The organism is Ramlibacter aurantiacus, assembly GCF_016722895.1.
GTDB classification, from domain to species: domain Bacteria; phylum Pseudomonadota; class Gammaproteobacteria; order Burkholderiales; family Burkholderiaceae_C; genus Ramlibacter; species Ramlibacter aurantiacus.
The window spans coordinates 45,449-67,056 of sequence record NZ_JAEQNA010000014.1 but is presented as its reverse complement, the minus strand read 5'-3'; the positions used below and the strand labels follow the sequence as shown (position 1 = coordinate 67,056).

General features: G+C 70.6%; 14 protein-coding genes. 4 read left to right on the top strand and 10 right to left on the bottom strand.

Annotation, left to right across the window (positions count from 1 at the left end; translation table 11 throughout):
* The 4 genes from JI739_RS23785 to JI739_RS23770 form a co-directional block, all read right to left on the bottom strand.
* Positions 1–1,835 (bottom strand): transglutaminase domain-containing protein (locus JI739_RS23785; protein ID WP_290428779.1); only part of this gene is annotated, 1,835 nt, incomplete at its 3' end.
* A complete protein-coding gene (locus tag JI739_RS23780) occupies positions 1,832–8,935 on the bottom strand; it encodes a carboxypeptidase regulatory-like domain-containing protein (protein WP_201686514.1) in 7,104 nt (2,367 codons plus the stop codon). The genes JI739_RS23780 and JI739_RS23785, both read right to left, overlap by 4 nt.
* Positions 8,936–9,411: 476 nt before the next feature.
* Positions 9,412–10,155 carry a class II aldolase/adducin family protein gene (locus JI739_RS23775; RefSeq protein WP_201686513.1) on the bottom strand — a complete coding sequence of 248 codons (744 nt, stop codon included), beginning with the start codon at positions 10,153–10,155 and terminating at the stop codon, positions 9,412–9,414.
* Positions 10,156–10,258: 103 nt separating this feature from the next.
* On the bottom strand, positions 10,259–11,134 hold the full coding sequence (locus JI739_RS23770) for a LysR family transcriptional regulator (RefSeq protein WP_201686512.1): 876 nt from the start codon (positions 11,132–11,134) through the stop codon (positions 10,259–10,261).
* A 186-nt stretch (positions 11,135–11,320) separates the two neighbouring features.
* Between JI739_RS23770 and JI739_RS23765 the strand changes: the two genes are divergently transcribed.
* The 4 genes from JI739_RS23765 to JI739_RS23750 all read left to right on the top strand — a co-directional run bounded on the left by JI739_RS23765 (position 11,321) and on the right by JI739_RS23750 (position 14,865).
* Positions 11,321–11,824 (top strand): cupin domain-containing protein, encoded by a 504-nt coding sequence (locus tag JI739_RS23765; RefSeq protein WP_236590020.1) that lies wholly within the window; start codon positions 11,321–11,323, stop codon positions 11,822–11,824.
* A 33-nt stretch (positions 11,825–11,857) separates the two neighbouring features.
* The gene (locus JI739_RS23760; RefSeq protein WP_201686511.1) at positions 11,858–12,841 is read left to right on the top strand and encodes a Bug family tripartite tricarboxylate transporter substrate binding protein; all 984 of its coding nucleotides are present in this window, start codon (positions 11,858–11,860) and stop codon (positions 12,839–12,841) included.
* 76 nt (positions 12,842–12,917) lie between these two features.
* Positions 12,918–13,979 (top strand): NAD(P)-dependent oxidoreductase, encoded by a 1,062-nt coding sequence (locus JI739_RS23755; RefSeq protein ID WP_201686510.1) that lies wholly within the window; start codon positions 12,918–12,920, stop codon positions 13,977–13,979.
* Between the two features lie 13 nt (positions 13,980–13,992).
* On the top strand, positions 13,993–14,865 hold the full coding sequence (locus tag JI739_RS23750) for a DMT family transporter (protein WP_201686509.1): 873 nt from the start codon (positions 13,993–13,995) through the stop codon (positions 14,863–14,865).
* Between the two features lie 28 nt (positions 14,866–14,893).
* On the opposite strand, the gene JI739_RS23745 is transcribed toward JI739_RS23750, so the two are convergent.
* The 6 genes from JI739_RS23745 to ftsH all read right to left on the bottom strand — a co-directional run bounded on the left by JI739_RS23745 (position 14,894) and on the right by ftsH (position 21,608).
* Complete coding sequence (locus JI739_RS23745) at positions 14,894–16,435, bottom strand: tripartite tricarboxylate transporter permease (protein ID WP_201686508.1); 1,542 nt, start codon at positions 16,433–16,435, stop codon at positions 14,894–14,896.
* A gap of 16 nt (positions 16,436–16,451) precedes the next feature.
* Positions 16,452–16,892, bottom strand: a complete 441-nt coding sequence (locus JI739_RS23740) for a tripartite tricarboxylate transporter TctB family protein (protein WP_201686507.1) — start codon at positions 16,890–16,892, stop codon at positions 16,452–16,454.
* 169 nt (positions 16,893–17,061) lie between these two features.
* The gene (locus tag JI739_RS23735) at positions 17,062–18,432 is read right to left on the bottom strand and encodes a sensor histidine kinase (protein WP_201686506.1); all 1,371 of its coding nucleotides are present in this window, start codon (positions 18,430–18,432) and stop codon (positions 17,062–17,064) included.
* On the bottom strand, positions 18,429–19,151 hold the full coding sequence (locus JI739_RS23730) for a response regulator transcription factor (RefSeq protein ID WP_201686517.1): 723 nt from the start codon (positions 19,149–19,151) through the stop codon (positions 18,429–18,431). Before JI739_RS23730 ends, JI739_RS23735 begins: the two co-directional genes overlap by 4 nt.
* Before the next feature lie 106 nt (positions 19,152–19,257).
* Positions 19,258–19,524, bottom strand: a complete 267-nt coding sequence (locus JI739_RS23725; protein WP_201686505.1) for a hypothetical protein — start codon at positions 19,522–19,524, stop codon at positions 19,258–19,260.
* An 80-nt stretch (positions 19,525–19,604) separates the two neighbouring features.
* Positions 19,605–21,608 carry an ATP-dependent zinc metalloprotease FtsH gene (gene ftsH, locus JI739_RS23720; RefSeq protein ID WP_201686504.1) on the bottom strand — a complete coding sequence of 668 codons (2,004 nt, stop codon included), beginning with the start codon at positions 21,606–21,608 and terminating at the stop codon, positions 19,605–19,607.

The window sequence follows — 21,608 nt, the reverse complement described above, 5'->3', positions numbered from 1 at the left end:
AGGCGCCGGGCGGCGAGCTGGCTGGTTTTTTCGGTGTAGGTGAGCAGGATGCGCTCGCCATCGTGCAGGCGGTAGGTGAAGCGGTGCTGGCGCGCCGAGGGGACGGCAGCGGTGGCCGCGCCGGGCTGCACGGTCACGTAGGGCAGCGTGCCGGCCAGCACCGCCGGGTGCTCCTGCCGGATGCGGCGGGTGCCCAGCACGTCACCGACCGTGGCGGCTTCGCCGCGCGGGCCGGCGGCGATGGCGGCATGGAGCCGGCGCTGCCAGTCGTCCAGCTGGCCCAGCGCGGCGGCCGTGTCGGGGTGTTGGATCCAGCCTTGGGCCTCATGGACCGTGGCGCCTCGGCGCATGGCCTGCACCAGCGCACCGGCGTCCAGCGGCGCCTGCGCCGCCAGGTCCAGGCCTGCGGTTTCGTCGTAGGTCTTGAGGCTGGCGTCCAGCGGTATCCAGTGGTTGCGCCCGGCGTTGGGGTGCGGGTGCTGGGTGGGCGTGGCGTTGAACTGCCCGCGCCCGAACGCCCAGTTGACGTAAGCCTGAACCCAGACGTGCTCCAGGCGGATGGCACTGAAGCGGCCGCCTTGGGCGATGCCGCGCGCCGGGATGCCGCCCTGGCGCAGCAGCTGCAGTGCGGCTTCGGGCCGCTGGGTGCCAAGCCAGCCCTGGGCGCTGGCAGCGTCCAGTTCGATGGTGCCCCACTGATAGCGCGCCGGTATGCCGGAGGCGCGCAGCAGCGCGATGAGCAAGCCGGCGATGTCGGTGGGATTGCCGCGCCGTTTGTCCAGGGTGTCCTGGGCGCTCTGGATGGCGCCCGCGGTGGGATGGACGTCGATGTGGTTGCGCACCCAGTTGTGGATGGCCACGGGGTTGTGGCCGAGGGCGGCGGCCTGGGCACGCAGGGCGGGGGTGAGGCGGATTTCGTCGGTTTCGGCGAGGTCGGCTTCAGTGGGTGCGCGGCCGGCGGGAGGCGCGTGGCTGAATTGCAGCGGACCGATGGTGAGCGGACCAGCTTGCGCCAGGCGCACGCGTTGGTCGCCATAGAGGTTCTGGTGCCACGCGGTGGGCGTTTCGGCCGGCACGCGAGGGGTGGGCCTTGGCGCGCGCCAAGGCAGGGGACCGGCCGGCGAATGCGCGGTGCCACGAACCGACTGGCGCGTGAGCAGGGTCTGCAGGGGCGCAAGCGCGGCCTGCTCGCGGGCGTCATCGGCCTGGGCATCGGCCGGGGATGCGAGCAGCGTCTGGGCAGCCTGGGCATAACGCGCGGCGTCTGCTTCGAAGCGGGACAGGGCCTGCTCATGGCGCTGCAGGATGTCGGGCGCGGCGCCGCGCCGGCGCAGCTCCTGCCCGTGCGAATGCAGTTCATCGCGCAGTGCCTGCGGGTCCCGGGCGGCCTGGCGCAAGGCTTCGCGTAGCGCCTGCCGCTGCTGCAGCCTGCGCTGGGTCGCCGTGGAATCGGCCGGGGAGGACGGCGCTCGAAGCTCTCGCACGATCGCGGCCAGGCGTTCCTGGCGCACGCGGGCGTGGTCCGCCGGTGTGCGTGGCGCCTGTGCCTGCCGGGCGCGGCCTTGCGCCATGCGTTGGTTCCATTCGGCCAATCGACGCAGTTGCCCCTGTGCCATGGGATGGGCCGCCGCATGTTCCGGGGGTTGCGCGAGTACGGTGAGCGGCTGGGCGGCGATGGCCAGCTGCGCGAGGATGACCAGCAAGGCCACCGGCCGCCGCCAAGGCCGCCACGCGGCAAGGGTGTTGATCCCGGGCTGGGTCGAGGCGGGCATGGACGGACGATTTTCCGAAGGCGCGGACCGCGCGAGGCGGCCCAGGAAGGACAAGAGGGTCATGGGCACGCCCCTGATGCGCAGGGGGCGCACTGTGCGTGCCCCAGGGCGGCGACGACGGCCGCGATGGCGTCGCGCGCGGGGCCGATGTCGATGCCCTCGAGATTCGCGAGCAGGTCGTCGACCTGGAACCAGGCCGTGCGCGCCTGCGCCGTTCGGCCTTGCTGGCCGGCCGCGCGGGCGAGTTCGGCTTGTGCCAGGGCGCGCGCCAGCAGTTTGGCGTGTGGCGACCGCCGGGCGTCCAGGGCCGCCACCCGTGCCAGGGCGTGGGAGGCCAACTCGGCGCTGGCAGTGGCTTGCACCGCCAGGGACAGGCGCTGTGGTTCACGCGGCTCGGCGCCGTTGGGAACAGATAGCGTGAGGGTCAAAGGGACTTCGAGTTCACCGGCCTCGCTCACCCGCAACTGCCATTGCCACGTGCGCTCGGCCCCTGCCGGCAGCCGCAGGACCCAGCGCACGCGCCCGTCTTGGTCATCGGCCGGGGCCAGGCTGGCGGCCTCATGCCGCAAACCGGGGGGCAACTCGCCAAGCAGTTCCAGTGCTGCTTCGCGCCGGCCTTCGTTGCGCAGCACCAAACGCAAGTCGGCGCTCTCGCCGACGACAGGCGCGGGCAGCCCGGCGGACAGGTGCTCCAGCGTCGCTCGCAAGAACGCCGCCAACGTGGCACTGCCATGCCGGGCCCGGGCATCAACCTCGACGGTGGCCGCCAGTTCGAAGGCAAAGACAAGGCTGCGACCCCCGCCCCAGGCCCTCGTGGCCACGGCCGCTGGGGGAGCCTGCCTGCCAGGCGCATCGGTGAACCACGCAAGGGGCTCGGCACCCACCAACGCGAGGCGAACCGCACGGCCCGTGGTGGCGAGGTTGCCCCGGGCGAATGGCGCCTCACCTGTGAGTTGAACGCTCCCGCCACCGTGAGGCAGTTGCCCACGGTGCTGGACGCCCGTCAAAGGCAGTAAGGCCGCCTGGTTACGCGCGTCGTGCAAGCCGTCGAGCATGAGCCCGTGGCCGCGCCAGACGGCCAGCGAGAGCTCGACGACCGTGGTTTGGGACAGCTTGAGCGAGCCGGCGCTGATCCAGTAGGTGTTGAAGTCGCCGCAGCGCAGGGCTTGGACGAAGTCCGATTCGCGAACCACGATCCGGTGGGGCACGCCCAGCGTGTCCAGTGAGCGACCGATCGCCGCCGCCCGTGTGGCCTCGCAGCCGGACGAGGAGCCTGGCGGGCAGGACAGCAGGACCAGCAGGCGCGGCACGGCGATGCGGTGCACCTGCGCACGCACGGGTCCCAGCGCATCGACTACCTGGAAGCTGGTGCTGGCAAGGTGCACTTCACCGCCGGCCACCTGCTGCGTGAGCACGGCAGTGGCTGTTTGCGGCGGCCAGTGCGACGGCACCGTCCAGGTCTGGCTGCCCAGGTGGGTGCCCCCGGGGCGCAAGTTGGGCCCTAAGGTCCACCGGTCCGCGCTGCGGCCTTTCTGGTCCAGCACCGTCAGGCTGACAGAACTCGCGGCAGAGACCGGCGCGGGATTGGTCAGGCCATAGGTCAGGGCCAGCGGCTGGCCGGCATCGACCACGCGTGGCTGGGCATGCAGGCTGCCACGCAGCAGCGGCGTGGTGGCCTGGGCTGACAAGGCGAGGCGGGTTTCGCCGGCGACGGCGGTGTCCGCCGGGTGCTGCCAACGCAGTACCAGCACGGCCGGATGGTTGCCGGCCTGCGCTGCGAGGAAGCGCAGCCGAAGCCCGCACTGGCTCCCCGCGGGCAGGGTGGCCGGCGGGGCGCACTCCGTGGCGGTCAGCGCGTAGGCGCCGGCAGCCGGCCCCTCCAGGTGGAAGTCGACCAGACGAGCGGAGGCGGTGCCGGCGGACTGGACCACCGCGGCACGCTCCAGCGGTGTGCCTGCCTGGGCAGAGCCGAAATCCACTCCCGGATCCGCAAACACCATCCGCGGCTGGCCCAGGATCACCAGCGGCGCGTGGCCCAACGCCAACTCGCGACCCTGCAAGGTGGTGCTGGCAGCCAGGACCCAGGCCTGTCCGTCAGTCCCTTGTGCAGGCCAATTGGCGGTGAGCACGGGTGTTTCTCCGGGGGCCCAGCGTGGCAGCCGATTTGAGAAACGCGCAGCGACCCGGCCGGTTGCCGGTTCCAGCACGACGATGTCGATGGGCAGGTCGATCATTGCCGCATCGCCTTGGTGGCGGCCGTGCCAACGCAGGGGCACCGGCTGCCCGATGAGGGCGCGGGGCGGCGCCTGCAGGGCGCCCTCCAGGCCGAGTCCGGTGCGTTCGCTGCCAAGCACTTCGAACTCGGTCGCACTGGAGGCGAGCGGATCACCACCATTCAGCAGTTCCAGCTGCGCGCGGTAGCGGCCAGCAGGCAGGCTGCCGGCGGCCAGGTGGTAGATGAACGGACGCTGTGAGCCGGCCGGCAGCTGCTCGATGGGTTCGGCACGCTCGAACATGGCCGCGCCGCTGGCGGACTGCACGAGTGTTCGAGCCACCAGCCCCTGCTGCAGCAGGTTGACCGACCGATTGAGGACCCGTGCGCTCAGCACGACGGGCTGCGCGGTGTCGTAGCGACTGCGATCTGCAACCAGGCGGGCGGCATTGGCCGGTTCGTCCCCGGGCTCGATGTGCAGTGGCGCGCGGGCGGTGGCATAGACCTGGCCCGCCGTTGACAGCAGTTGGGCCTCGGCCACGTAGTCACCGGCCAGCATGGCATCCGCCGGCCAAGCGGCCTGGGTGCGCTGCGACTGGCTGGGTGCCATGGCCAGGACATCACCGGCCGGCAGCCACTCCACCTCGCGGCCCGACGCATCGAGCACGCGCAAGCGAAGCTGGGTTGTTCGCGCGCCTGGGCTGTCGTTGCGCACGTCGGTGTGCAGCAGCACCCGCTCGCCGGGGCGATAGGCGGGTTTGTCGGTGGATAGGGCGAGCGCCAGACGCGTACCGGCCATGACTGCCGGGATACCGAGCGAGGACCGCACCGTCTCGCCCGGCATCAGGCTGTTGTCGAAGACGAGTTCAGCGGCACTGGCCACCGGGCGCATTTCGTCCTGCGTCAAGCCGTCCAGGGTGAGGTTGAAGCTCACCTCGCGGTTTGCGTCAGTGACGCCAGTGAGTCTCCAGACGTAGTCACGACCACCGTGGCTGTTGGTGACTGCGCGAATCGGCGCGGGCTCGGGGGTGTCCAGCGCGGCGCCAGCGGGCAGGCTGATGTGCAGCTCGGTGTCGATGCCGCCAAGCCGCTCCAGCACCATGGGCAGCCATAGCTCGACCCAGGTGGTGGCCATCAGGGCCGTCCCCGCCACACGGTCTTCCGAGTACCAGAGTCCGTCAGCGCGCTGGGAGGCCAGCAGGAACTGGACGGCCTTGCGGACCTCGGGTGCACGCGGCGACGGGCTGAGCGCATCCAGCCCCATGCCCACCATGGCGGTGACCATCGAGTCGCTGGTGGCTCCATTGCGCCTGGCCGACCAGCCGCCATCGGGCCGCTGACGGGCGAGCAAGCGCGCGGCGACCTCGGCGATGGCGGCGTCGAAGTCGTTCGCACGCGCCGTGCCCTTGAAAAAGCGGCGTGCATGCGACAGGCCCATGAGCCTGAAGGCCTGCTCGACGTTGTTGTCCTCGGCGGCACGGGAGGCCGACAACAGCCAGCCAGCCGCCCGCTCCATCGACTGGTCGATGCGGGCGCGGGTGGGGGCCGGATCGATAGCCTGCTCGACGACCTCGTGCAAGATGCCGCCGGATTCGACGATCAGTCGGCCGTCGGGCAATACCACCTGGCCAAAGGCGCCCTGGTGGGTCCATCGCTGGGCCACGCCCTCGCGGTTGTAGAAGTAGAGCCCCGTCTGGTGGGCCAGCAGCAGCCCGTCGCCGTAGGCAATCGCATTCATCATGGCGCCCTCGGGCGTGACAGGCACCGGCGATTCGAGGCGGCTGCCATCGGCGCCGAAGCGCAGCACGGTGCCGCGGTTCTGACCGAATGCGATCAGCGAGCCGTCGGGCATCCGGGCAACGCCCATCGTTCCTGCCAGTTGAGCGTCGCGAACCAGCACCGTGGCCTGCCCATCGGGGCTGAGCCGGTAGAGGCTGTCGCCACCCCACAAGGTGACCAGGAAATGCCCATCGGGCATCGGCTGGGCATCGAAGACGTTGGCGTTCCAGAGGCGACGCATCTGCCCGTCGACCTCGCGCACGAACACGCCCTGGGACGAGCCGATCAACAGTCGCCCAGCCTCCAATGGCCAGGCACTGCGCACCGGCACATCAGCGACCAGGCGCCTGGCCACGCCGGCGGGTGCCACCGCCCAGAGATCGCCGCCGAAGAGCGTGACGTACACGGTGCCGTCCGGACTGGCGGACAGGCGCTTCTGGCCGGCGGGCAGGCCAGCCACCGGCCAGGGCTGCAACTGCCGGCCCACCGCTGGGCCCAGGGTTTGAAGCGCATCGCGCAGCGCCGCCAGGCTGCCGGCATTGAGCGCCACCAGCGCCACGGGCGCACGCCACCACCCGTCCGGGTGGTCTGCGCTCCAGCCACCGTCGGACTGTTGCACGCGCATGAGGTATTCGGCCATGCGCACTCGCGAAAGATGGACAGCCACTGGGTCGTGCCAATAACCGGCCGCCCAAAGGCCCAGCGTGGTGTTGGTGTGGGTGTATCCACCCGGCGAGTCGCGGTAGGCGACCTTGGCCGGTAGCTGGGTCGGCCCGGTGCGGGTCATGCTGCTGTCTTCCGGATGAATCAGGTTTTGCGTGACGGCCGACATCAGCACCGCACGGCGCAGCGGGCTGTCGGGCGCCATGTGCCGAAGGCTGCGCTCGCCACCGGCAACGGCCTGCGACTGCACATGACACATGAAGCAACGACCGTAGCTGGCATTGCTGGTCACATAGTGGTCATAGGCCAGCCGATCGCCGGCACGGACCGCACCGACGACCGCAGCGCGCACCAGCGGAACCAGGGGATCGACGCTGGCACGGCGCTGGACGTCCTGCCCCTGCACGCTGACCGTCGCGCGAACCCGTGCCGTGCCGGGCTCGACCTGGGCCGGATGCACGGTGAATTGGCCGGACGCGCTGTCGCCGACATACAAGGACCCGCGCAACAGCGTGCCCGGCACGGACGCGGCGGACAGCCGCAGTTCGTAGTCACCGGCCTCCTGCGCATGCCAGACGCCGAAGTCCAGCGTGGCCAGCTGACCCTGTCCCCAGGCGGCAGCGTCGACGGCTACGGCGTGGCGGCGTTGCCCGCTGACGCGCTCCACGACTTCCAGCTGAATGCGCTGCGCGGGCAGCGCGATGTTGCCGTCGTTGCGCAGCAAGGCCGCCAGGGCCACCGGCTCACCCCGGCCGGCGCGCACGACGGAAGGCGAGGCCTGCGGCTCGCCCGAAAGACTCGGTGCAGCTCGAATCTGGAAGGTCGCTTGCGTCTGAGACAGCACGACCCCGTCGGGATCGCGCGCCTCTGCGGCGCCGGGCTGCTGCGCCTGCAGACGAAGCTGGTAACGGCCCGGCGGGTGCGCGCCACTGGTCCACTGCACCTGCACCCCCAGCTCGGTGCCGGGGGACAGGAAGACGCTGGCCACCGGTGTGCCGGCGCTGTCCAATACGGCTGGCCGTGCGATGACGCCGCCTTGCGCGTCGATGATCGCTGCAGTCAAGGCGACCTCGACCGGCAGGGGGCCGGAATGCGACAGGTTTGCGCTGGCCCGCAGCGCCTCGCGCAGGCCAAGCTCCCCCGGCGACAGAACCGGCGCCGTCCAGGTGGGCGCGCCGGCAACAGGCGGCTCGGCCGGCGCAGCACGGCGCACTGGCCGCATTGGCACGCCGCCCACAGCAAGGCTGCTGCCCGACGTGAGCACGAAGGCTTGCTCGACCGAATCGTATCCGTCCCGGATGAAAGCGACGGACACCTGGCCGTCGCCTTCGAGCGGCAGCTCGAAGCGGCCCTGGGTGTCTGTGAGGGTCGACGAGCGATGCGCGCCGGCGACTTGCAGTTGCACAAGGGCTTGCACGAGCGGCAGCCCGGTCTGTGCATCGACGGTGTGGCCGTGCAGCAGGGCTGCTGCCGGCGGCTGCGAAGCGAGCGGCCACAAGGTCGGCGAGAAGGTGGCGGTCATGGCCGGTGCGAGTTGGGCCACAGCGTGCACCGGTGCGTACCCCTCGCGCTGCGCTGTCAGTTGCACCGCGCCGGGCGCGATGCCCTCCACGCGGTAGGAGCCCGATGCATCCGTGAGCAGCTCGCGCGCGGGGCCGCCGGCGGGCTGGGCCTGGAGACGCACGTCGGCGAGAGGCCGCTGATTTCTGCCATCGAGCACGCGACCGGCAATGACCGCACCTGCGCCGAGGGCGGGGTTGCGCGGAGGTTCATCGACAAGGGCCAATGCCCGCAGGGCCAGCGCGGTCACGTACAGGTCATCGACCCCCTGCTCGGCCCAGGCGCCACTGGCGCGCTGGCTGGATCGAAGGAAGCGCCCCACGTCCGCCGCCACCTCGGGAGCATCGCTGGTGTAGGGATGCACCGCCTCGAAAACCGCCGCGGTGAGGGCACTGTCGTCCTGCCACTGGCGCTGCGCATCACGCTGCGCCAGAAGCCAGCGTGCCGCGCTGCTTGCCAACTGCGCCGCGCCCGGATGGCGGGCCACGTGCGACTGCAGCGCGCGAACCACCGCCGCCGTGGCCAGGAGGTCGGGCTGGCCGGCCGTCGGGAAGCTGCCGTCCACCGACTGCACCTCGGTCAACCAGGCCAACAACGGCGCGAGTGCGTCGTCCGCCTCCCAGCTGCGCAGCGCCCAGGCGGTGTCGAGCACGCTGGCGCTTTGCTGCCCCAGGAACGCGGCGTAGCCCCGTGCACCCAGGCGCCGCGCCTGCAGGTCATCGGGCGTTCGCCAACGCGGAACGAGCGCAACGGCGCTGGCACATCCGAGCCACTGGGTGGCGGCGCCCGGCGCTGCCAGGGTTTGAGGTATGGCGGCAAGCACGGCTCGCACCGCGCCAGGCTCGCCACCTAGCCGCAGCCAGGTGCCGGCCCCCTCGCAACTCACCAGCGCCTGATCGGCCACGCGGCCGGCCTGCAGCGGCTGGTTCACAGCGAGTTGGGCCTGCATCCAGCGTAAGCCGCGACTGACGGTTTGCAGATCGGCTGCAGGATCAGTGTGTGAATTGGCCGGGACCACAGGCTGCGCGGCCGAGACACTGACCGGAAGGACAGTCATCAGCAGGCCCTGTAGGAGGCAGACCGTGGAGTGACGCAAGCCGGCCGCGGCTGCGGTAATGCAGCGCAGCACGGCACCCGTAAGGCACGAAGACTGGTTCATGAAGCGTCCTCCCAACGCATGCCCGCAAGCACGTGGAATGGACCTCGCCCGGAGAAAGGCGTGCTTCTGTTCGCGGAAAATGGCCGCGATTCTATTGGGGGATGGAGTGCTTAAGTCGTCATATCTGCCGGGCGTGGTCGCCAGTCCGATGCTTCAGTCCACAGGCCAAGCTGGCGCACGACTCGGGAGACCTTGAGCAACTGACGGCCGCGACCGAGGAAGTGAATCTCTTCCCAAGCCGTTTCAGTCCCTGCTCGTGCGACCTTTCACCGGAACACCGCACCCGGCGCCACCGTGCGATCCAGGAACCACGCCAGCTTGCGCTTGAAGTAGTTCCACGAGTGCTCGATGTGCGCCGGCGTCATGATCTGCGAGCGCCGGCGGGTGCGGGTCTCGGGCAGCGGCATGGCGTGGGCGAAGCCGGCGGAGCGGCCCACCACGTTGGCCTTGGCGGCCTTCTCCACGAACACGCCGATGCAGGTGGCCTCGGCGATGGAGCCGCCGCAGAAGGTGAGGCCGTGGTTTCCCATCAGCACCGCGAAGTGCTCGCCCAGCGACCTGGCCAGCGACTGCCCCTCGGCCTTGGTGGTGATCAGCGCCACGTCGTCCACGTGCTTGGGCACGTCGATGAAATAGTCGGTGTCCAGCGTGAAGGGCAGCAGGGGCTCGGATGACGCCGACAGCACCGAGCAGTAGAACGGGTGGGTGTGGGCCACCACCTGCACGTCGGGTCGGTTGCGCAGGATCTCCGAGTGGATCGGCCACTCCGAGTGGCGCCCGCCCTCGCCCTCGAGCTTGACGCCGTCGAAATCCACCAGCACGAAGTCGGCCGGTCCGCACACCTCGCCCAGGCCGATGCGGTTGCGCTTCATCCAGAAGCCGCGACCGCCGGGGTCGCGCAGCGACACATGGCCCAGCGACATGTCGCCGTGGCCTTCGAGTTCGAGGATGCGGCAGGCCAGCGAGAGGTCCTGCAGCGCGTCGCGCAGCGATGGGGTTGGCGAGGTCATGGCACGGTCTGGCGGATCCGGAGAAGGCGGCATTCTGGTCCGCGCGGCCTGCCCGGTCCAATACCTCCCAGGACGCGACTGAGACGTTTCGGATATGAAAACCCTAGCCGGCGAGTTCGGCGATGGTGTCCACGAACAGCTGCGTCGCGGCCGAGTGGTTGCGCCGGCAGACCGCGCCCACCACCGACCGCGGCGAGTCCGACAGCGGCTTGTAGACCACGTGCTTGTGGTCGGCATGGCGCACGCTCTCGGGCACCAGCGCGATGCCCATGCCCGCCCCCACCAGGCCCACGGCCGAATGGGCGTTGGAGCAGATGTCCAGCACCTGCGGGGTGAAGCCCGCGCTTTCACACAGCGCGCGCACCGAATCGAACAGGCCCACCGGCTGGCGGCTGGCGTTGATGAAGACCTCCTGGCGCAGCTCCCGCAGCCGAAGCCGCGCACGGCCGGCCAGGCGGTGGTCGGGCGGCAGGGCCACGACCAGGTCTTCCTCATACAAGGGGCGGGCGACGAAATCGGCGTGCCGCACCGGCAAGCGGATCACCGCCAGGTCGGTGAGGCCACGCGCCAGGTACTCGACCTGCCGGTCGAACTGCGCCTCGATCAGCTTCACCGTGACCGAGGGGTAGCGCTGCGCGAACAGGCGGATGGCCTGTGGCACCAGGCGGCGGCTGGTGGTGTAGCTGCAGCCCACGGTGATGCTGCCCTGCTCGCCCTGCCCGATGGCGCGGGCGCGCGAGAACATCTCGTCGAGCTCCTCCAGCCAGGGCAGCGCCCGCTCGTACAGGTCGCGCCCGGCGTTGGTCAGCGACACCGAGCGCTTGGTGCGCGTGAACAGCGGCGTTCCCACCGCCTGTTCCAGCTGCTTGATCTGCTGGCTGAGCGGTGGCTGCGACATGTTCAGGCGGGCGGCGGCGCGGCTGAAATGGAGTTCTTCAGCAACCACCATGAAATAGCGGAGATGGCGAAGTTCGGTCACGGTTCGGGCGGGCTTCCAGGCGTGCGGTGCCGGGTGCCGGAAGCTTACCGCCGCCGGCGGATTGATACGCGCCGCGTCTCAGTCGCGAGGAATTCGGTATTGGCCGCAGCCGCCCCGCCCTCGCAGAATCGGTCGCGGCCAGGCCGTCGGCGTGGCGCGCCGAACCGTTTGTCAACGCACCGCCTCATGACCCAGCCCAACCTGCTGAGCACCATCGACGACTACCAGGCCGCCTTCGAATCCAGGTACGCCGAAGGCCGCCCCTCGTTCTTCGCCGTGACGGGGCCGCTGCCGCTGACAGGCCGCACCGACACCGTGCTGGCCGCCACGCCCGCCATGACGGTGATCCTCAAGGGCTATGCCGAATCGGGCGAAAACACGCTGCACGCCCACACCGACGAGGACCACGTGTTCGTGGTGCTGCAAGGCGAGGCCAACTTCCACGGACCCCACGGCGAGCTCAAGACCATCGGCCCGCTGCACGGGGTGATGATGCCGCGCGGCACCTTCTACCGCTTCCGCGCCTCGCCCGGCCAGCCGCTGGTGATGCTGCGCATCGGTGCCGCGGCCGTGGAAGGCGGCAACATGTTCGCCCGCATCGGCATCGACGGCCGTGAGATGGCGGGAAATTCCAAGGAGAACCAGCACGAGGAACCCGTCCTCAGCGGCGAATTCTTCGGGCCTCGCTGAGGCCCGGCCATCCCCCTGCAAAAAGGAACGCACATGATCGAGACACGTCGCGCCTGGCTGGCCTTCGCCCTGGCCAGCCTGTTCGCGGGAGCGCCTGCCGTGCAGGCACAGGCGCAGGACTTTCCGGGCCGACCGGTGAAGATCGTGGTGCCCTTGCCGCCCGGCGGCACACCCGATTTCGCGGCGCGGCAACTCGCCGGCCTGCTCGCTCCGATGTGGGGCCAGCCGGTGGTGGTGGAGAACAAGCCCGGGGCGGCCGGCAACATCGCGGCCGAGTCGGTCGCCCGCTCGGCGCCGGACGGGTACACGCTGTTCCTGATCGTCAACTTCATACCCGAGATCAACCCGCACCTGTACTCGAAGCTGAGCTACGACCCGCTGAAGGACCTGCAGTCGATCACGCTCCTGGGCACCATCCCCTTCGTGCTGGTCGCGAACCCCGGCGTGCCGGCTGCTTCGGCCAAGGACCTGCCGGCGGTCGCCCGCTCGCGCCCGCAAGGCATCAGCTATGCGACCTCCGGGCCCGGCAGCAACCAGCACCTGTTCGCCGAGCAGATGCGCGCGGCCACCGGCATGCCCATGCTGCACGTGCCCTACAAGGGCGGCGCGCCCGCGATGGTGGACCTGCTGGCCGGCGTGGTGGACATCAGCTTCGCCAGCGTCAACCAGGTGGTGCCGCACGTGAAGGCCGGCAAGCTCAAGGCGCTGGGCGTCACCGGCAACAGCCGCAGCCCCCTGTTGCCGCAGGTGCCGACCCTGGCCGAGGCCGGCTTCCCCGGCTTCGAGAACGAGCCCTGGGTGGCCCTCAGCGCACCCGCCGGCCTGCCGCCCGCCGTGGCCGCGCGCATCGAGCGCGACGTGCGCGAGGTGATGAAGCGCCCGGAGGTCGTCGCCGCCCTGCACGAACAGGGCGTGACGGTGAACACCGGCACGCGCGAGCAACTGGACCAGCGCATCCAGGCCGGCCACGCCAGCTGGGGCCGCATCATCAAGGGCGCCCAGATCCGCGCCGAATGAGCGCCGCTCGGCCCCTCCGCTTGCGCAGGGGGGAGAAACAGCCCGCGCAGCGGGCCATCCTGGGGGAGGTGATCCAATGAGCGCGGCCATGCCACCGCGCGTGTTCATCGTGCGCGACCACACGATGGACCCGCTGCTCGACGACCTGGCCGCGCAGCTGCAGGCCACCGGCGTCGAGGTGACGCGCGGGCCTGTCAACCAGCCGGGCGTGGTGCGGCCCCTGCCCGACGAGGTGGTGTCGCATGGATTGGCTCCTGCCGACGTGGCGGTGTTCAGCTCACGCTGGCGCTGCCCGCGCGAGACGCTGCTGGCCGCGCCCCGGCTCAAGGGCATCGTCGGCGCGACCATCGGCGTGGAGACCATCGACCTGCAGGCCGCCGACGAACTGGGCCTGATCGTGGGCCACGGCGGCGCGCCAGAGCACATCGCCAGCATGGCCGAAGCCACGGTCATGCTGATGCTGAACCTGCGGTATGCGCTGGCCCACAGCCAGGCCGTGATGCGCGGCGACGAGCCGCGCCCGGCGATCCTGGACGTGCGCGCCGCCATGCTGCAGGGTTCGACCGTCGGCCTGGTGGGGCTGGGGCGCATCGGCAAGGCCGTGATGGAGCGGCTGGGGGCCTTCGGCGTGCGCCTGCTCGCCTACAGCCCGCGGGTGGACCCGGCCGCGGTGCCCGACCACGTGGAGCTGGTGAGCCTGGAGCGCCTCATGGCCGAGTCCGACACGGTCGGGCTTTTCGTGGCCGTGCGGCCCGACAACCGGCACCTGGTCAACGCCCGCACGCTGGCGCTGATGAAGCCTTCGGCCTTCCTGGTGAACGTGGCGCGCGGCGAGGCGGTGGACGAGCCGGCCCTGGTCGAGGCCTTGCGCACGCGCCGCATCGCCGGCGCGGCGCTCGACACCTTCGAGGTGGAGCCGCTGCCTGCGGACAGCCCTCTGCGCACGCTGGACAACGTCATCCTCACGCCGCACATGGTCGGCCACACGCGCGAGAGCGTGCGCTCCATCCCGCGCATCGCGTTCGAGAACGTGACCCGCATCCTGGCGGGCGAGCTGCCGGTGTCGTGCAAGAACCCGTACCTGGAGCCGGCCTGGCGGCGGCGGCTCCACGCGCTGGGGGCTGGGCGCGCCGCTTAACATCGCGCCCTACATGAGCGCATCTCTCGAAGCGACCCGGCGCGCGGGTACGCGCCGCGGCGTGGCGGCCATGGCCCTGGGCATCACCTGCTTCGTGGCCAACGACGCCATCATCAAGTTCGTCACCGAATCGCTGCCCCCGTGGCAGACCATCTTCGTGCGCGGCATCGCGGCCACCGGCATGCTGGCCGGGCTGGTGGTGACGATGGGCGCCGCCGGCCAGTGGCGGGCGCTGTTCGACAGGCGGGTGCTGCTGCGTGCGGGCTTCGACGCCACCGCCACCTTCGCCTACCTGATCGCGCTGTTCCACCTGCCGCTGGCCAACGCCATGGCGATCAACATGGCCGTGCCGATCTTCACCATCCTGTTCGCGGCCCTGCTGCTGCGCGAGCGCGTGGGCACGTCGCAGTGGCTGGCGATCGCCGTCGGCTTCTTCGGCGTGCTGCTGGTGGTTCAGCCCACGCCCTCGGCCTTCAACGCGTACGCGCTGCTGTGCCTGGCGGGCACGCTGATGCAGGCCGGGCGCGACCTGGTCACCCGCACCATCGACGCGCGCATCTCGTCGCTGCTGGTGACCTTCAGCACCGCCTTGGCCGTGACGCTGTTGTCGGGGGTTTGGGGGCTGACGCAGGGTTGGGAGGCTGTGTCGCCGGCGCAGCTCGCGATGCTGGTGGCGGCGGCGGTGTTCCTCGGTGGCGGCTATTACCTGCTGACGGTGAGCATGCGCACCGGCGGCGAGGTGGGCGTGATCGCACCGTTCCGCTACACCGGGCTGCTGGTGGCCATCGTGATCGGGTTCCTGGTGTGGGGGCAGGTGCCCAATGCGTTGGCCTGGGCCGGGAGTGCGCTGCTGGTGCTGGCGGGGCTGTACGTGCTGCGGCGTTAGCGCCCTGCGGGGAGGGCGCCTCGCACGATCAGCGTTGTTGCGGCGCCGGCTCGACCGGCAGGTCCGGCTCACCCGGAGCCACGACGACCCTGCGGCGTCCGCGCATGAAGCTCACCAGGCTCCAGGCCAGCACCAGCGTACCGATGGCCAGCAGCGTGGCACTGATCGGGCGCTCGACGAAGACCATCGGGTCGCCGCGCGACAGCAGCAGCGTGCGGCGCAGGTTCTCCTCCATCAGCGGTCCCAGGATGAAGCCGAGCAGCAGGGGCGCGGGTTCGAACTTGAGCAGCGTCATCAAATAGCCAATGGACCCCACCAGCGCCACCATGTAGACGTCGAACGGGTTGTTGTTCACGCTGTAGACACCCAGGCAGATGAACACCACGATGGCCGGGAACAGCACGCGGTAGGGGATGCGCAGCAGCGCGACCCACACGCCGATCAGCGGGATGTTCAGGATCACCAGCATCACGTTGCCGATCACGAAGCTGGCGATCAGTCCCCAATAGAGCTCTGGCTGCTCGGTGATCATCATCGGGCCCGGCTGGATGCCGTGGATGATCAGCGCGCCCAGCATCAGCGCCATGACCGCGTCACCCGGGATGCCCAGCGACAGCGTGGGCACGAAGGCGGTCTGCACGGCGGCATTGTTGGCGGCTTCCGGAGCCGTCACGCCCTCGACAGCGCCCCTGCCGAAGCGTTCCGGCTGCTTGGCCACCTTCTTCTCGGTGGCGTAGGACATGAACGATGCGATGGCCGAACCGGTGCCGGGCAGCGCGCCGAAGAAGCTGCCGATGGCCGAGCCGCGCAGCATGGGCATGACCGAACGCCGGTTGTCGTCGCGCGTGGGCATCATCGAGCGCAGCGTGATCTTCTCGGCCTTGCCGTGGTGGATGCGGTTGATGCTGCTGATCACCTCGGAGATGCCGAAGATGCCCATGGCCAGCGCCACCAGGTTCAGGCCGTCGGTGAGTTCCGGCACGCCGAAGCTGTAGCGCGCGACGCCCGAATTGACGTCGGTGCCGATCATGCCGAGCAGCAGCCCCAGCACCACCATCGCGATGCCCTTGACGGGCGAGCCGGTGGCGATCGTCGACGCGGCGATCAGGCCGAGCAGCATCATCGCGAAGTATTCGGCCGGTCCGAACTTCAGGCCCAGCTCGGCGATGGTCGGCGTGAAGGCCGCCATGACGAACAGGCCGATGACAGCCCCCACGAACGAGGCGACCGTGGTCATGAACAGGGCCACGCCACCGCGTCCTTGCCTGGACATGGGATAGCCGTCCAGGCAGGCCACCGCCGAGGACGGCGTGCCGGGCAGGTTCAGCAGGATGGAAGCCGTGGAGCCGCCGTACGAGGCGCCGTAGTAGACGCCGGCCAGCATGATGATCGCCGCGGCCGGCGTCATGTGGTAGGTGATGGGCAGCAGCAGCGAGATGGTGGCCAGGGCGCCGATGCCCGGCAGCACGCCGATCAGCGTGCCCAGGAACACGCCGAGAAAGCAGTACAGCAGCGTCGACGGCGCGAAGGCCGCCGAGAAGCCCATGGCGAGGTTGGAGAACAGGTCCATGTCGGTTCCCGCGCACTTACCAGGGGAACGGGGACAGCGTCATGCCCAGCCCCGTGATGAAGATCAGCACCATCAGCACCGGGACCGCCACGCTCAGGATGAAGCGGCCGCGCCAGGTCAGGTCGTGGTCGGCCAGGGACGAGATGAACACGGCGCCTGCGGCCGCCAGCACCAGCCCGAGCAGCGGCAGCGAGAAGGCGAAGTACAACACCGCCGCCAGCACCAGGGCGGCGGATTTCCACTGCACGACGATGCGCTCGCCCGGGCGACGCAGCGCTGGCAGCACGATCAGCACCCCCAGCACCGCGAGGATCCATCCCAGCACCGAGGGGAAGTACCCCGGGCCCATGCGGGCGGCGTCGCCGAGGTTGTAGTTGTGCGCGCCCAGGGCGAAAACGATGCCCGTGAGCATCAGCAGGACACCCCCCAGGATGTCCTTGTAGTCACGTGATGCCATCTCCTGCTCTCCTTGGCCTTCGGCCTGCGTGTGTGAACGCGCCCGGCGCCTGCATGGCTGGGCTGCCGCTTCATGGTAGGGAGGACTCAGGACGCGGACCGTTGCCGGAACATTGCCGTTCGGTCATGTGGGCGCGCACGCGCCCGCGACCGGCGCAGGCCGCTCAGGCCTAGGCGGCCGGCAGTTCGACTTCGACCCGCAGGCCGGGTGCCGCATCGGCGAACCGCAACCGCCCGCCGTGCATCGCCACCACCGCGCGCACGCCCGCCAGGCCCAGGCCATAGCCCAGCGCCTGGCGGTCCAGCCGGTAGAAGCGCTGGCCGATGCGCTCGTGCTCGCCGGGCGGCACGCCGGGCCCGTTGTCCTGCACCGTGAGCAGCACCGTGCCACCGCGGCGCGTGGTCCCCACCCGGACCACCGCGCCGTCCCCGCCGTACTTGAGCGCGTTGTCCACCAGGCTGGCCACCGCGTCGGCAAGCAGGTCGCGATCGCCCTGCACCACGGCCGGGTCGTCCGGCTCGCGCCGCAGGACCGCCCCGTGGGATTCGGCCAGCGCGTCGTACAGGTCCAGTACGTCGTCGACGATGGCGCCCAGGTCGGTGGGCCGGAACTGCCGCCGGCGCGTGCCGGCCTCGGCCTCGGCGATCTGCAGCAGCTTCTCGAAGGTGACGGTGATGCCCTCCACCTCGCGCACGGCGGCTTCCACCGCCTGCCGCGAGCCCTCGTCCGGCATGGCGTCCTGTGCCGCCCGCAGCCGCAGCAGCACCCGCGTGAGCGGTGTGCGCAGGTTGTGCGCGATGGTGTCCGAGACATGGCGCACGCCGTCCATCAGCAGCTGGATGCGATCGAGCATCTGGTTGATCTCATGGCTCAGCAGCTCGAACTCGTCTTCCTGCCCCGTGAGCTCCACCCGCTCGTGCAGTTCACCGGCGCCGATGCGCGCGGCCGTTCGGCGCAACGCGGCGATGCTGCGTTCGAGTTCGGCGCGGATGACGAAGGTCCCGCCGATCAGCAGCAGCACCGAGACGAGGGCCGCGGCGGCGCTGGCGTTGCCGACCAGCGACTCGATCGCCTGCTGCTCGCTCAGGTCGCGCCCGACGACCAGCGTGCCGCCACCGGGCAGCGCCCGAACCAGCAGGTACGCGCTCATGTACTGCTCCTGGCGCATGACGCCGGTGCGCAGCTCGCCCGATTCGCCCGCGGCCGCATCCAGGCCGGCCGGCACCTCGTCGAGGTTGCCCGCCAGCGGCTGGCCCCTGGCATCGAGCAGCAGGTAGATCTCGGATTCGGACTGGAAGCGGTCGGTGAGGGCGCGCTGGATCTCGTCGCCCACGGCCTGCAGGCCGCCGTCCCGATGCCGCGCAAGCAATTGCTCCTGCACGCCCGCCAGCTGCCGCGTCATGCCCTGGTGCATCACGCCCACGGTCTGCAGTTGCACGATGGCCAGGGCCGCCAGCAGCGTGATGGCCACCAGCACCGCGTAGTAGAGGGACACCCGGAACCCGAGCGAGCTCCAGAAGCGCGGCTTCTCGAACCTCATGGGCCGGCGCCGTCCGGGCGGCTCTCCGGCCCTTCCCCGGCATCGAGCGACATGCGGTAGCCGACGCCGCGCACGGTGTGGATCAGCGGCCTGCCGCCGGCGGCTTCTAGCTTGCTGCGCAGGCGGCTGACCTGCACGTCGATCACGTTGGTCTGCGGGTCGAAGTGGTAGTCCCACACCGACTCCAGCAGCATGGCGCGGGTGACGACCTGCCCGGGGTGCGCCATCAGGAACGCCAGCAGGCGGAACTCGCGCGGTTGCAGCGCGATGGGCCGGCCGCCCCGCTCGGCGCGCCGGCTGGCCAGGTTCAGCTTGAGGTCGCCGAGTTCGAGCACCCGGATCTCGGGGCCGGCGCGCGAGCGCCGCACCAGGGCTTCGGCCCGCGCGGCCAGTTCGGAGAAGGCGAAGGGCTTGGTGAGGTAGTCGTCGCCACCGGCCTTGAGACCGCGCACGCGTTCGTCCAGCGCGCTCAGCGCGCTGAGCACCAGCACCGGCGTCTTCTTGCCGAGCCCGCGCAGGGCGGCCAGCAGCGACAGCCCGTCGACGCCGTTGGGCAGCATGCGATCGAGGACGACCAGGTCCCAGGCCTCGCCCGTGAGCCGGGCCAGGGCCGTGGCCCCGTCGTGGCAGACGATCACCACGTGGCCGAGTTCACGCAGCCCGTCGGCGATGAACCGCGCGTTGTGGGCGTCGTCCTCGACGACGAGGCAGCGCCACATGCTGGTGGGCTCCATCCGTGCTCCTGAATCGAATCGACGGGCGATTGTGGGCTGGCGCGCTGCCGGCGCGCCGCATCCCGTTTCGGCCAGCTTCGCCGCCCATGCCTCAGGGCAGGCGCGAGCGGCCGCGGCGGGCGGGCAGCAGCACCGCGCCGGCCCGGCGGCCGAGCGGCGGGCGGAAGGGGGTCGCCCAGTGCTCCAGCCGTTCCAGCTCCTTCTTCTGCCGGGCCATCACGCAGGCCAGGACCACGAACAGGCCGACCTGCAGCGCGCACAAGAGCATGAGGGCGCGATCGAACGGCACCAGGCCGCTGAGCAGCACGGCGGCGAGGCAGGGCACCAGCAGGATGGGTATGAGCAGGCTCAGGAGCATGGACGATCCGGTCTTGACGCGTTTCAGTATCCCCCGGGCTACCCCCGGGGTGCATGAACGTTTGGCAAGGAAGCGGACCGTCACCCCTGCAGGGGATGCCGCTCCACCAGCGGCGGTGCCGCAGCCAGCCCGGTCGCGTCCAGGATCTCCTGCTCGCCCAGGGTCTCGTGCTTCAGCAGCGCCGCCACCAGCGCGTCCAGCGCCGGCCGATGCTCGCGCAGCAGGCGCATCGCTTCCTCGTGGCAGCCGCCGATGATGCGCTGCACCTCGGCGTCGACCAGCGCCGCGGTCTGTTCGCTGAAGGGGCGCTCGCCGCCCACGCCGGCCGGCCCGCGCAGGAACGGGTTCTCGCGCGGGGCCAGCTGCACCATGCCGACGGCGTCGCTCATGCCCCAGCGCGTGACCATGTTGCGCGCGAGCTGGGTCGCCTGCTCGATGTCGTTCTCGGCCCCGGTCGTGCGCGTGCCGTAGGCCACCTCCTCGGCGGCGCGGCCGCCCAGCATGCCGATGATGCGGGCGCGCAGGTAGGCCTCGGGGTAGTTGTAGCGGTCGGTCTGCGGGCGTTGGTAGGTCACGCCCAGTGCCTGTCCGCGCGGGACGATGCTCACGCGGTGCACCGGGTCGGCGCCCGGCACCAGGAGGCCGAGCAGCGCATGGCCGCTCTCGTGGTAGGCGATGCGCTCGCGGTCGGCGGCGGTGAGCAGCAGCGGCCGCTCGGGGCCGAGCACGATCTTCTCCAGCGCGTCCAGGAAATCGGCATGGCGCACGACCTGCTGCTCGCGCCGCGCGGCCAGCAGCGCGGCCTCGTTGACCAGGTTGCGCAGGTCCGCCCCCGAAAACCCCGGCGTCGCCTGCGCCAGCTCCTGCAGGCTCACGCCGGCATCCAGCGGCACCTTGCGCACATGCACCCGCAGGATGGCCTCGCGCCCGGCCTTGTCCGGCAGGTTGACCACCACCCGGCGGTCGAAGCGGCCGGGCCGCAGCAGCGCGCGGTCCAGCACGTCGGGGGCGTTGGTGGCGGCCAGCACGATGATCCCTTCGCGGCCGCTGAAGCCGTCCATCTCGGTGAGGATCTGCTGCAGGGTCTGCTCCTGCTCGCTCTGGCCGCCGATGGCCATCTGTCCGCGAGCCCGGCCGATGGCGTCGATCTCGTCGATGAAGATGATCGCCGGGGCGTGCTCGCGGGCCTGCTTGAACAGGTCGCGCACGCGCGCCGCGCCCACGCCGACGATCATCTCCACGAACTCGGACGCGCTCATCGAGAAGAACGGCACGCCGGCCTCGCCGGCCACGGCCTTGGCCAGCAGTGTCTTGCCGGTTCCCGGCGAGCCGATCAGCAGCACGCCCTTGGGCGCGGTGCCCCCGAGCCGCGTGTACTTGTCGGGCGCCTTCAGGAAGTCGACGATCTCCACCAGCTCGGCTTCGGCCTCGTCGATGCCGGCCACGTCGCTGAAGGTCACGCGGTGGGCCGGGTCGGTGGCGTCGTACCGCTTGGCCTTGCTGCGTCCGATGCCGAAGATGCCGCCGCCGCCCAGCCCTCCGCCCTGCGCCGCGCGCCGGTACATCCACACATAGAAGCCGATGATCAGCAGCGCCGGGCCGAAGTACAGCAGCGTGTTCCACACGCCGCCTTGCTGGATCGGCACCGCGGCGATCTCCACGCCGTGGCGGATCAGGAAGTCTTCGAGGTTGCGGTCGAAGAAGGTCGGCAGCTCGGTGTTGAAGTACATCGACGTCTTCGACGGCGGCAGCAGGCGGCGGTCCAGCGCCGTGGGCGTCGCCGGCTGGCCGGCCTGCTTGATGTCCTCGGGCGTGGGCCAGGTCACCTGGCTCTTGAACCGGCCCTCGATGGCGGTGCCCCGGCTGTAGATGGCCACCACGTTGTCGCGGCCGACCTCCTCGCGAAAGACGGTGTAGGGCACGGTCACCGGCGCGTTCGGCTGCGGCACCAGCCGGCTGACCAGCACGTAGTTGATCAGCAGGATGAGCACGAACCAGGGCCAGTAGCGGCGCGGCGGCAGCTGAGGACCCGGCTTGCGTTGCGCAGCCGGGGCAGACTTGGAGGGGGAGCCGGGCTGTGTCAT

Excerpts from the sequence above, each read along its gene's own strand:
- JI739_RS23780 (WP_201686514.1), bottom strand. The coding sequence starts at position 8,935 with ATGCAGGCCCAACTCGCTGTGAACCAGCCGCTGCAGGCCGGCCGCGTG.
- JI739_RS23775 (WP_201686513.1), bottom strand. The coding sequence starts at position 10,155 with ATGACCTCGCCAACCCCATCGCTGCGCGACGCGCTGCAGGACCTCTCG.
- JI739_RS23765 (WP_236590020.1), top strand. The coding sequence starts at position 11,321 with ATGACCCAGCCCAACCTGCTGAGCACCATCGACGACTACCAGGCCGCC.
- JI739_RS23760 (WP_201686511.1), top strand. The coding sequence starts at position 11,858 with ATGATCGAGACACGTCGCGCCTGGCTGGCCTTCGCCCTGGCCAGCCTG.
- JI739_RS23755 (WP_201686510.1), top strand. The coding sequence starts at position 12,918 with ATGAGCGCGGCCATGCCACCGCGCGTGTTCATCGTGCGCGACCACACG.
- JI739_RS23750 (WP_201686509.1), top strand. The coding sequence starts at position 13,993 with ATGAGCGCATCTCTCGAAGCGACCCGGCGCGCGGGTACGCGCCGCGGC.
- JI739_RS23745 (WP_201686508.1), bottom strand. The coding sequence starts at position 16,435 with ATGGACCTGTTCTCCAACCTCGCCATGGGCTTCTCGGCGGCCTTCGCG.
- JI739_RS23740 (WP_201686507.1), bottom strand. The coding sequence starts at position 16,892 with ATGGCATCACGTGACTACAAGGACATCCTGGGGGGTGTCCTGCTGATG.
- JI739_RS23735 (WP_201686506.1), bottom strand. The coding sequence starts at position 18,432 with ATGAGGTTCGAGAAGCCGCGCTTCTGGAGCTCGCTCGGGTTCCGGGTG.
- JI739_RS23730 (WP_201686517.1), bottom strand. The coding sequence starts at position 19,151 with ATGTGGCGCTGCCTCGTCGTCGAGGACGACGCCCACAACGCGCGGTTC.
- JI739_RS23725 (WP_201686505.1), bottom strand. The coding sequence starts at position 19,524 with ATGCTCCTGAGCCTGCTCATACCCATCCTGCTGGTGCCCTGCCTCGCC.
- ftsH (WP_201686504.1), bottom strand. The coding sequence starts at position 21,608 with ATGACACAGCCCGGCTCCCCCTCCAAGTCTGCCCCGGCTGCGCAACGC.